The 12,095-nt window shown below is 72.4% G+C and carries 2 protein-coding genes; one reads left to right on the top strand and one right to left on the bottom strand.

The genetic code is table 11. From position 1 onward, the window contains the following. The first annotated feature begins 126 nt into the window (after nt 1-126). Nucleotides 127-1,626 (top strand): MFS transporter, encoded by a 1,500-nt coding sequence (locus CU044_RS15630; RefSeq protein ID WP_129769191.1) that lies wholly within the window; start codon nt 127-129, stop codon nt 1,624-1,626. Between the two features lie 232 nt (nt 1,627-1,858). Here CU044_RS15630 and CU044_RS15625 read toward each other — a convergent pair whose 3' ends face one another. Further along, nucleotides 1,859-12,085 (bottom strand): non-ribosomal peptide synthetase, encoded by a 10,227-nt coding sequence (locus tag CU044_RS15625; RefSeq protein WP_240045627.1) that lies wholly within the window; start codon nt 12,083-12,085, stop codon nt 1,859-1,861. Between the last annotated feature and the right edge of the window lie 10 nt (nt 12,086-12,095).

Here is a 12,095-nt window from a genome sequence, read left to right as displayed (position 1 = left end):
CTTCGCGCGGTTCCGGGAGGGTGGGCGAGCGGCGCGGTCCCGCGTCCGCGTCCGTGGTGTCTCCCCCGCTTCCGGGTCGGCAGGACACAGGGCAACCGTGACCACCGGACCAGAAGGCAGGATTGTATGACGGCGACGACCACCGAAGCCGGCAAGGCCCCGACGGGCCATCCGCAGCGCTGGCTCATTCTCGGCGTCATCTGTCTCGCCCAGCTCACCGTGCTGCTCGACAACACCGTGCTGAATGTCGCGATCCCCTCCCTCACCAGGGAGCTGGACGCGTCCACGACCGACGTGCAGTGGATGATCAACGCGTACTCGCTGGTCCAGTCGGGCCTGCTGCTCACCGCGGGAAGCGCCGCGGACCGTTACGGCCGCAAGAAGATGCTGATCGCCGGTCTCGCGCTGTTCGGTATCGGCTCGCTGGTCGCCGGACTCGCTGATTCCACCGCGCAGTTGATCGCGGCGCGCGCGGGGATGGGGGTCGGTGGCGCGCTGCTGATCACCACGACGCTCGCCGTCGTCGTGCAGATCTTCGACGAGACGGAGCGGGTCAGGGCCATCGCCCTCTGGGCGACTGTCAACTCGCTCGGATTCGCCGTGGGCCCGCTGGTCGGCGGCGTCATGCTGGACCACTTCTGGTGGGGCGCGATCTTCCTGATCAATATCCCGGTCGCGGTGATGGGCCTGGCCGCGGTGATCGCCCTCGTACCGGAATCGAAGACCAAGGAGGGCGACCGGCCCGATCTGCTCGGGGCGCTGCTCTCCACCATCGGGATGACGGGCGTCGTGTACGCGATCATCTCCGGTCCCGAGCACGGCTGGGCCTCCGGGCATGTGATCACCTCCGCGAGCATCGGCCTGGCCGTCCTGGCCGGGTTCGTGGCGTGGGAGCTGCGGATCCCGTACCCGATGCTGGATATGCGGTTCTTCCGCGACCAGCGCTTCGTCGGGGCGGTGGCGGGCGCGGTGCTGATCGCCTTCGGCATGGGCGGCTCGCTGTTCCTCCTCACCCAGCATCTGCAATTCGTGCTGGGATACGGGCCGTTGGAGGCGGGTCTGCGTACGGCGCCCCTGGCGCTGACCGTGGTGGCCCTCAATGTCGTGGGCGTGGGTGCCCGGCTGTTGCCCAAGCTCGGCACTCCGGTCACCATCGCCGCCGGGATGAGCATGCTCGCCGCCGGTCTCGCCGCGATCGCGCTGCTCGGCGGACACGCGTACTCCGGGATGCTGCTCGGTCTGGTCGTCATGGGGGCGGGCATCGCGCTCGCCTCGCCGGCGATGGCCAACGCGATCATGAGCGCGATCCCTCCGGAGAAGGCGGGCGTGGGCGCGGGCGTCAACGGCACGCTCGGCGAATTCGGCAACGGCCTCGGCGTCGCCACTCTGGGCGCGGTGCTGAACTCCCGCTTCGCGGCTCTCGTCCCGGGAGCGGTGGGCGCGGCGTCGCTGCCGACGGCGCTCGCCGCCGCGCACGACGCGGAGGAGAAGCGGCGTGTCACCGAGGGCTTCGCGTCGGGCCTGGAGACCAGTCAGCTGGTGGGCGCGGTCGCGGTACTGGCGGGCGGACTGCTCGCCGCGCTGCTGCTGCGCCGCGCGGAACGGTCGGACACGGCGGGGGCCTGAAACTCTGCTGCGGCTGCCCGCACCTCTGGTGCGGGTGGCCGTGAAGCCCGTTGAGGCTCCTGCGTCGGTTGGCGCAGGAGCCTCAACGGGCTTCGTCGGTACCTCAGTCTGCTGCCGTGTGCGCCTGAACCGCCGCCGTACGCCTAAACGACGCCCGCGGCGGACGACTTCGCCCGCCCGCCGCGGGTAACTGAACCACCGCCCTGAACGCCTGTCCCGGCGTCCCCGTGCGTCAGCCCTCTTCGGTCCGCTCCACGCTCCGCGCGATCTCCCCGAGCGCCCGCGCGTAGGCGGTCGCCAGCCCGTCCATGGTCTCGCGCTCGTACATCGCCGACGAGTACGACCAGGTGACCGTGAGCCGGCCGTCCTGCACCACCGCGCCCACGTCGATCAGGTGCGGGCGCTCCTCCTCCAGGCTGAAGTCCCTTCCGGACAGGTCCAGTTCGGAACGGATCAGCCCGTCGCCTACGCTGCCGCGACCGCTCACGACATCGAACCGGCCGAGGTAGTTGAAGCTGATGCGCGGCTCCCGCGCGGCTTCGGCGGCGAGCGTACGGCCCGGGGTTCCGGGGGCGCTGAACGCGCGCAGCGCGCCGTAGCCGACCCCGTGGTCCGGGACCGCCCGCAGCTGCCGCTTGACCGATCTGATCGTCTGGTCCCAGCCGGCGTCCACGGTCGCCTCCAGCGCCACGGGATGGATCGCGGTGAACCAGCCGACGGTGCCGGAGAGATCGATGTCGTCGAACAGATCCTCGCGTCCGTGGCTCTCCAGGTTGACGACGGTACGGTCCCGGCCGGTCCAGGAGGCGAGTACGCGCGCGAGCGCCGCGAGGAGCACGTCGTTGATCTGCGTGCGGTAGCGGCCGGGGGCGAGGTTGAGCAGGGCGTGTGTCTGCCCGGCGCTCAGCGTCGCCGCGACGGCGTCCAGTTCCGCGCCTGTGTTGGCCGCCCCGGGGCGGTCCACGGGGAGGGGCACGGCGGCGGGGTCGGTGACCGCTCGCCAGTGGTCGAGCTGTCCGTCGAACCCGCCGTCGGCGACCCGCCGGGCGAGGCGTTCCGCCCACTGCCGTACGGACGAGGTCCTCGGCCGCGGTACGACGGGTTCCCCGGCCAGGGCCTGCGCGTAGGCCGCTTCCAGGTCGTCGAGCAGGATGCGCCAGGAGACGCCGTCGACCACGAGGTGGTGTGCGACGACCGTGAGCCAGGGCGACCGGCCGGGACCGCGCGTCCCGAACAGCACACGGAAGAGCGGCCCGGTCTCCAGCCGGAACCCCGCCTGTACGTCCCGGACCAGCGCGTCCCACCGCGCCTCGGGATCGGTCGCGTCGGCCAGCTCGTGGGCGGTGAACACCGTTTCCTCGCCGACGAGTTCCGGTTCCAGGATGCGTCCCGACCAGCCGCCCGCACCGGTCGGCGCGAAGACCGCGCGCAGCATGCCGTGCCGGGTGAGCAGCGCCGCCACCGCCCCGCGCAGGGCCGATTCCTGTGCGTCGGGGGCCAGTTCGAACGACATCGTCATGTCGAAGTGCGCCGGGGCGGTGGTGTGTGTCGCGAAGAACCACTCCGCGACGGGCGTGGGCGGCAACGGCCCCGCCTCGGATTCCTCGCCTGCCGGGGCGGGGGTGGCGGAGCCGCGGGCGGCGTCCATCTCCGCCGCCAGACCGGCGACCGTCTGTCCCACGAACACATCCCGGGAGTACAGCTCAAGGCCGGCACGGCGGGCCCGGGAGACTACCTGGATGCTCAGGATCGAGTCGCCGCCCAGCTCGAAGAAGCTGTCGTGGACGCCGACTTGGTCGACTCCGAGGACGTCCGCCCAGATCCGGCACAGGGCGCGCTCGGTCTCCGTACGCGGCGGGGTGTGCGCGGCGCGGTCCGCGGCGGGATCGGGCACCGGCAGCGCGGCACGGTCGATCTTGCCGCTGGCGTTGACCGGCAGCTCGGGGAGGGTGACGAAAGCGGTGGGCAGCATGTACTCGGGCAGGGAGGCGCCCGCGAAGGCGCGCAGCGCCTCGGCCGACAGAGCGTTCGGCGAGGTCTCCGGCGTGGCTGTCGCGCCGGACTCCTTCGCGGCTGTCGGGAGAGGCTCCGGCGCCGGTTCCGTTCGCTGACCGGGGACCCCGTACGCGCTTCCCGGCTCGGGCACCACGTACGCGACGATGCGTTTGACGCCCGGCCTGTCCTCGCGCACCGTCACCGCCGCCCGTGCGACCGCCTCGTGCCGGGCGAGTACCGCTTCGATCTCTCCCAGCTCGATCCGCAGTCCGCGCACCTTCACCTGGTCGTCCGCGCGTCCCACGTACTCCAGCTGGCCATCGGCCCGCCAGCGTGCCAGGTCGCCCGTACGGTACAGCCGGCCGCCGCCCGAGGGGTCGGCCACGAAGCGGGACGCCGTCAGTCCCGGCCGCCCCAGGTATCCCCGGGCCAGCACGGCGCCCGCCACATACATCTCTCCGGGCACGCCCACCGGCACCGGCCGCAGCCGCCCGTCGAGTACGGACACCGCGGCTCCCGACACCGGCCCGCCGATCGGCGGCGTGCCGCCGGGCGCGAGCGCGGCACTCATCGTCGCGACGACCGTGGTCTCGGTCGGGCCGTAGGCGTTCACCATCGTCCTGCCGCCATCGGCCCAGCGCTCCACCAGGTCGGGGCCGCAGGCCTCGCCGCCCGCGAGCAGCGTCCGCAGCTCGGGGGCGCGCCCCCGCGGGATGCTGCCGAGGACGGTCGGAGGCACCAGGGCATGGGTCACCCGGCCCTCCTCCAGCACGCCTGCCAGCTCCTCCCCGGCGAGCGGCCCGTCGACCGACGGCAGTACGAGCGTGCCCCCGCCGCCGAAGGCCAGCAGCAGTTCCAGTACGGAGGCGTCGAACCCCGGCGACGCGAGCTGGAGGACCCGGGTGGATCCATCGGCCGCACAGCCGTCGGCCAGCGACGCGGCCAGCGAGGTGAGTCCGGTGTGCGGCACGACGACGCCCTTCGGCCGCCCTGTCGAACCCGAGGTGTAGATCACGTACGCCGCGGCGGTCACCGGCACCGCGACCCGAGGAGGCAGGACGGAGTGGCGGGCCAGTTCCGCGGCCACCGCCGGATCGTCCACGGGGACGAGCACCGCCGCGCCGACACCCGCCGGCAGCCGGTGAGCGTACTGACGGTCCGTCAGAAGTATTCCGGCGCCGCAGTCTTCGAGAACGTACCGCAGTCGGTCCGTCGGCCACGCCGGGTCCACCGGTACGTAGACGCCGCCGGCGCGCACCACCGCGAGCACCGCGACGACCCACTCCACCGACTTCGGCAGCAGTACCGCGACCGGTGCCTCGCCGCGCAGGCCGCGAGCGCGCAGCAGCCGTGCCAGCCGGTTCGCCCGCCGGTCCAGTTCCCGGTACGACAGTTCCTCACCGCCCCAGGCCACGGCGGGTGCGTCGGGGTGCTCCGTCGCGCGCCGGGCGAACCACTCCCCCAGCGGCTCGGGCCGCGCCGCCGCCATGCCCATGCCCCAGCGGGCCGCGCGTCGCGTCTCGTACACCGACAGCGGCGCTATGTCGCCCAGCACGCGGTCCGTGGCCGGGGGCATGGCCAGGTCCGCGTCGGCGTGCGGGCCCGTGCCCAGTTCCGCGTCCGCGTCCGCCTCCGTCCCGACGGACAACTCCTCGACCATCCGGGCGAGATGGGTGGCCAGGCGGTCGGCGGTGGGGGCGTCGAACAGCCCCGGGTCGTACGCCAGCGTCATGCTCAGCCCGTCGTTCTCCCCCGCGCCTGCACCTGCTCCCGCTCCCGCTCCCGCTCCCGCTCCCGCGATCAGGGTGAGTGGGTAGTTCGTGGCCTCGACGGCATCCACGTCGCGCAGTGCGATGCCGTGTCCGGCCGCCGCCTCGCCGTCCACCGGATAGTTCTCGAACACCACCAGGCTCTCGAAAAGGCGTGCGCCCGGGGGGAGTTCGGTCTCGACATCGCGCAGCGCCACGTACTCGTGCTGTCTGGCCTCGGAGGCCCGTTCCTGGATGTCGCGCAGCCACGGGACGAGCGGACGGTCCGGGTCGACGTCGACACGTACCGGCAGGGTATTGATGAACAGCCCGAGGATCTCCTCCGCGCCGGGCAGCTCGGCCGGACGCCCGGAGACCGTGGCCCCGAACACCACGTCCCGCGTCCCGCCGTGGTGCGCGAGGAGCAGCGACCAGGCGCCCTGCACAAGGGCGTTGAGGGTGATCCGGTGACGTCGGGCGAACCCGGCGGCGCGGCTCGCCGACGCTGGGGAGAGAGGCACCTCGACCCGCGCGGTGGACCGGCCGCGGTGCGCCCACGCGGCGGGGCGGTCGTACGGGAGCGCCACCGGCTCGGTGAAACCGGTCAGCCGTCCGCGCCAGTACGCGCGACCCTCGGGGTGGTCGCGGTCGGCCAGCCACGCCAGATAGTCGCGGAACGGACCGCGCGGCGCCGCTGGGAGGGGCGGCTCCGGCGTGTTGGTGAGTGACGCGTACTCGGCGATCACATCCGAGAGCAGCGCGGCGCTGCTCCACCCGTCGAGCAGCAGATGGTGGAACGTCCAGACCACCTGCGTTCGGCCGCCGGGAAGACGTGCCAGCAGGACCCGCGTCAGCGGGGCCGTCCCCAGGTCAAGGCCGCGCTCCCGCTCCTCCGCGAGGACGCCGGCCACCTTGGCCGCGCGCTCCGCCTCCGGGCAGCCGGTCCAGTCCACCACCCGTACGGGCAGCCGGACATGGCGACGCACCACCTGTACGGGACGCTCCACCTCCTGCCAGGCGACAGAGATCCGCAGCGCGTCCGACCGGTCCACGACCCGTTGCCAGGCGCGGGCCAGCGCGTCCGGATCCGTCACACCGTCGAGCACGCAGGCGAACTGCTCCAGGTACGCGGCTTCGTCCGGTTCGGCGAGGGTGTGGAACAGCATCCCGGCCTGAAGCGGTGTCAGCGGATAGACATCCTCCACGTCACGCCCGTCCCCGGCGAGCCGGTCCACCTCGTCCTGGGTGAGGGCGACCAGCGGGAAGTCGGCAGGGGTGCATCCGCCGGCGCCTGGCTCCGCGCAGTGCGCGACGAACCCGGCCAGTTCGGCGGCGAAGGCGGCGGCGAGGCGGCGAACCGTCTCCTCGCGGTGCAGCCCCGGCGAGTACGTCCAGGCGAAGGTCAGACGTCCGTCCTGGACTCCGCCGACGACGTCCAGGAGGTGGCTGCGGCGCTCGCGACCGCTGCGATCGCCGCCCGCGTCGGGGAGTTCGGCGCGGTACAGGCCGTTCTCGCCGTCCCGGCCGCTGTCCTCGTCCCGTCCCACCACATCGAACTGACCGTGGTAGTTGAAGGAGATCCGTGGGCCGGGCAGCGCGCGCAGCGCGTCCACGGACGTCGCGCTTGTACCTGTGCCACGGCTGGTGCCGCTGCTGGTGTCGGTGCTGGTGTCGGGAGCGGCAGGGGTGCCGCCGAGGGTGCGCAGTGCCCCGTAGCCGATTCCGCGGTCGGGTACGGCGCGGAGCTGCTCCTTGACGGCGGTGATGCTCGCCCGCCAGTCCTCACCGGACGGCAGGGCGAGAGCCACCGGATACAGCGAGGTGAACCACCCGACGGTACGGGTCAGATCGATGTCGTCGAAGAGTTCCTCGCGGCCGTGGCCCTCCAGGTCGATGGCGACGCGATCGTGCCCGGTCCAGCCGCGCAGTGTGCGTGCGAGGGCGGCGAGCAGCACCTCGTCCGTACGGGTGCGGTACGCGGCGGGCACGCGGTGGAGCAGTGCGTCGGTCTGCTCGGCGCTCAGCGCGCACATGGTCACGGCCTCGTCGGCGACGGTGCCCGCGCCCCCTGGTGTGTCCACCGGCAGCTCGGTCACGGCGCCGTCCAGCGCCGATTCCCAGTAGCCGGCCTGCGTGTCGAAGCCACCGGACGCGACATGCGCGGCGAGCCGGTCCGCCCACTGCCGTACGGAGGTGGTCTTCCGGCCGAGATCGATTCGCCGGCCGGCGAGCGCCTGCCGGTACGCCGTCTCGATGTCGGCCAGCAGGACGCGCCAGGAGACGCCGTCGACCACCAGATGGTGCGCGGTGAACTGCACTCGCGGGTGACGCCCGTCGCCCAGCCGTGCGAGTCCCACGCGCAGCAACGGGCCGTCGTCGAGCCGGATCCGGGCCGCGATGCCTGCCGCCAGTTCCTGCCACGCGACGTCCGGATCGGGCGCGCCGGACAGGTCGTGCTCCGCGAACACCTCGTCGAGGTCGATGCCGCTGACGGGGAGAATACGGCCGCTGACGGCTCCGGGATCGAGTGCGCCCGGGGTACGTGTGAAGGTGGTGCGCAGCGCGTCGTGCTGGGCGAGCACCGCGCGTACGGCGGAGCGCAGGGCCGCCGTATCGGTTTCCGCCGTCAGCTCGAAGGCCATCGACATGGCGAAGTGCCCCGGGTCCACGGGATGGCTCTCGAAGAACCATTCGCGGATCGGAGTGGTTCCCACCGCGCCCCGCGACTCGCCCTGCTCCGCGAGCACTTCGGGGCCCGCGGGGCGGCCCGCCGAGGCCACGGCGGCGAGAGCGGCGACGGTCTGTCTGGCGAAGACATCGCGGGAGGAGATCTCCACTCCCGCGCGCCGCGCCTTGGCGACGAGCTGGATGCTCAGGATCGAATCGCCGCCCAGGTCGAAGAAGTTGTCGTACGCGCCGACGCGTTCGGCACCCAGCACATCAGCCCAGATTCCGGCGAGCACCTCCTCCACGCCCGCGCGGGGCGCGACGTACCCGGCGCTTCCATCGGCGGCCGGGTCCGGGGCCGGCAGTGCGGCGCGGTCGACCTTCCCGTTGGCGTTCAGCGGAATACGGTCGAGCGTGACGAAGGCCGAAGGCACCATGTAGTCGGGCAGCACGGCGGCGGCGTGTTCCCGGAGCACCGCCGGGTCCACCACACCACCGGAAACCGCGGACCCCGCCCCGGACACGGATCCCACCGCGGACGCGGACCCTGCCCCGGGCTCGGCTGCGGTCGTGGTCCCTGCCCCGGGCGCGGGCACCACGTAGGCGACGAGTCGTGAACCGCCGGACGCGACGTCGACCGTCACCTGCCCGACCGACGCGTGCAGGGCCAACACGCTCTCGATCTCGCGGGGTTCGACCCGGAAGCCCCGTACCTTCAGCTGGTCGTCGCGACGCCCGACATACTCCAGTGCGCCGTCCGCGCGACGGCGCACCACATCCCCGGTGCGGTAGAGGCGCTCGCCCGAGCCGAACGGGTCGGCGACGAAGCTCCCCGCTGTCAGCCCGGGACGGTGGAGATAGCCCCGGGCGAGGGCGTGCCCGGCGACGTACAGCTCACCGGCCACCCCGGCGGGGACCGGGCGCAGCCAGGCGTCCAGCACGTAGGACCTGGTGTTGGCGATGGGGGCGCCGATGGGCGGGGTCCCGGCGGTGCCCGCGCGCAGTTCGGTGCTCATCGTGGCGCAGACGGTGGTCTCGGTCGGCCCGTACGCGTTGATCATCGTCCGGCCCGGGGCGCAGCGGTCGACCGTCTCCGGGGGGCATGCCTCCCCCGCGACCACCAGCACGGGTGGCAGATCGGCCGGATCCAGTGCGGCGACGAGGGCGGGCGGCAGCGTGGCGTGGGTGACGCCCGCCGTGGCGACGAGGGGCCCGAGCCTGGCGCCCCAGTCGGCGGTCTGCCCGTCCGGTCCGGTGTCGGACCTGCTGGTCGATCCAGTGCCCGATCCAATGCCCGGTCCGGCGTCCGGTCCTGCGTCCGGTCCTGCGTCCGGTCCTGCGTCCGGTCCTGCGTCCGGTCCTGCGTCCGGCTCGTCCACGACGAGTGTCGCGCCGGTGAGCAGCGCCATGGACAGTTCCCACCAGGAGGCGTCGAATCCGGGCGAGGCGAACTGGAGGACCCGGGCTCCGGGCCCGGCACCCAGCTTCTCCGCCTGGGTCGCGGCCAGACTCGCCAGCCCGGAGTGGGTCACCAGCACGCCCTTCGGACGCCCGGTGGAACCGGAGGTATAGATCACGTACGCCCCGGCGGAGAGCGGCACCTCGACGACTGCCGTCTCAGCGGCGGACGCGGAGGTCTCGCGCGTACCCGAGCCGTCGGGTACGGCAGGGGCGGACAGGGCGCGGACGTTCTCCGGTGCGTCGACGGCGAGGACCGGAAGCCCTGCGGGGAGGGGCAGTTGGGCGGCCCGTGACTGTCGGGTGATCAGGAGTTCGGCGCCGCAGTCCGCGAGGATGTACGCGATCCTGTCCGCCGGATAGGACGGGTCCACCGGGACGAACACCGCCCCCGCCCTGAGCACTCCCAGCACGGCGACCACCTGGTCGACGGAGCGGGGCAGCACGAGGGCGACGCGGGACTCCGGACCGATCCCGGCGTCGCGCAGATGGCCGGCCAACCGGGCTGCCCGCGCGTCCAGTTCGCGGTAGGTGAGCGTGGCGCCGCGCGCGCGCAGTATGGCGGGGGCGTCGGGTGTCGTCGCCACCCACTTCCGGAACAGAGCCGGGGCGGAGAGCGCCGGCACATCGACCGCCGTCCGGTTGTGCCCGTGCGTCAGGGCTTCGCGCTCCGTGGCGGGGAGTGTGTCGATGCCGTGCAGCGGCGCGGCCGGATCAGCGAGTACGGCCTCCGCCAGGTTCAGCCAGTGCCGGGCGAGCCGCTCGATGGACGCGGCGTCGAACAGGTCGGTGCTGTACTCGATGCCCGCCGCCATGCTCCCGTCGTGGTCCTGGAACCCGAAGGTGATGTCGAACTGCGCCGTCTCGCGGGGCACCTGCACCGGAGCCACGTGGAGTCCGAGCAGGTCCAACGGCTCGTCGGGCATGTTCTGGAGGCTGACCATCGCCTGGACGAGAGGAGTGCGACTGGTATCGCGGTCGGGAGCGAGATCGTCCACCAGGACGCTGAACGGTACGTCCTGATGCGTAAAGGCCTGGAGGACCGTCTCACGCGCTTCGGCGAGCAGATCGGTGAAGGAACGCGACTCGTCGACGCGCGTGCGCAGCACGAGGGTGTTGACGAAGAAGCCGACCAGATCCTCCAGTTCGGCCCGTTCCCGTCCACTGACCGCCGTACCCAGCGCGATGTCCCGCTGTCCGGTCCACCGTGACAGGAGAAGCTGGGTGATGGCCGTCAGCGTCATGAACAGACTCGTCCCCTGCGCCTGCCCGTGCCCCTGGCCGTGCCCGTGCCCGTGCCCCGGTCCTTCGCCCGCCTCCCGCAGGCGGCGGGCCAGCGCGTCGGGGACATCAAAGGAATGCAGCGCGCCGACCGTGGTACGGACAGCGGGGCGCGGCCGGTCGGTCGGCAGATCGAGCGTTTCGAGTCCCGCCAGCTGCGCGCGCCAGTAGGGGAGTTGACCGGACAGCGGGGCGGAGCGCTGCCAGGCGGCGAAGTCGGGGTACTGCAAGGGAAGTTCAGGAAGGCCAGGGTCGTCCCCACCTCGTGTCGCGGCGGCGTAGAGGGCGCTCAGCTCGCGCGTGATGACCCCCATCGACCAGCCGTCGGTGACGATGTGATGCATCGACAGCACGAGGACGTGCGTGGTGTGCTCGCTCTGGCCGTTCGGGGCCTCCGGCCGGGACGGGGGCCCAGGTCTCCGCATGCGAAGCAGCAGAACCCGTATCAGCGGTCCGGTGCGCAGATCGAAGGGTCTCGCGGCCTCCGCACGCAGTACGTCGTTCAGCTCGGCCGATTCGTCGCTCACCTCCGTGGTACGGATGGAGAGGTCCGCCATCACGTCCACCGCATCACGCACACGCTGTACACCGCGTCCCTCGACGGAGTCGAAAGTGGTACGCAGCGCCTCGTGCCGTGCCACCAGAGCCGACACCGCCGAGCGCAGCGCATCGATGTCGAGGGCGCCGGTGAGCCGGAGCGCGTCCACTACGTTGTACTCGACGCTGCCACCGGCGAACTCGTCGAGGAACCAGAGCCGTTCCTGTGCGTAGGAGAGCGGCAGCTCACCGTCCCGGGGAACGGGGACGACCGTGCCGGGGACGGCCGTACCTCCGGGAGCGGTCTCGGATGAAGAGCGCTCCTCGTCGACGACAGACGCCAGGCCGGCCACGGTGGGGCGGTCGAACAGGGCACGCGGCGACAGCGCGACCCCGCAGGCGTCCCGGATGCGGGAGACCACCTGGAGGCTGGAGATGGAGTCCCCGCCGAGGGAGAAGAAGTTGTCGTGGACGCCGATCCGCTCGATGCCGAGCACATCGGCCCACACGGCGGCGACAGCGCGTTCGGTCTCGGTACGCGGGGCCACGTACTCCTCGGCGGTATCCAGGTCGGGCGCGGGCAGGGCCCGGCGGTCGACCTTTCCGTTCGTGGTCAGCGGCAGCTCGTCCAGGACGACGAACGCGGACGGCACCATGTACTCGGGCAAAAGCCCGGCAGCGTGCTCACGTACGTCAGTGACGTCCAGGTCCCCGGAGGGTACGAGGTAGGCAACCAGCCGCTTCGCCCCTGGCCGGTCCTCCCTGACGATCACCGAGACCCGG

The organism is Streptomyces sp. L-9-10, assembly GCF_004151105.1.
Classification (GTDB): domain Bacteria; phylum Actinomycetota; class Actinomycetes; order Streptomycetales; family Streptomycetaceae; genus Streptomyces.
This window is presented reverse-complemented; position numbering and strand designations above follow the sequence as displayed.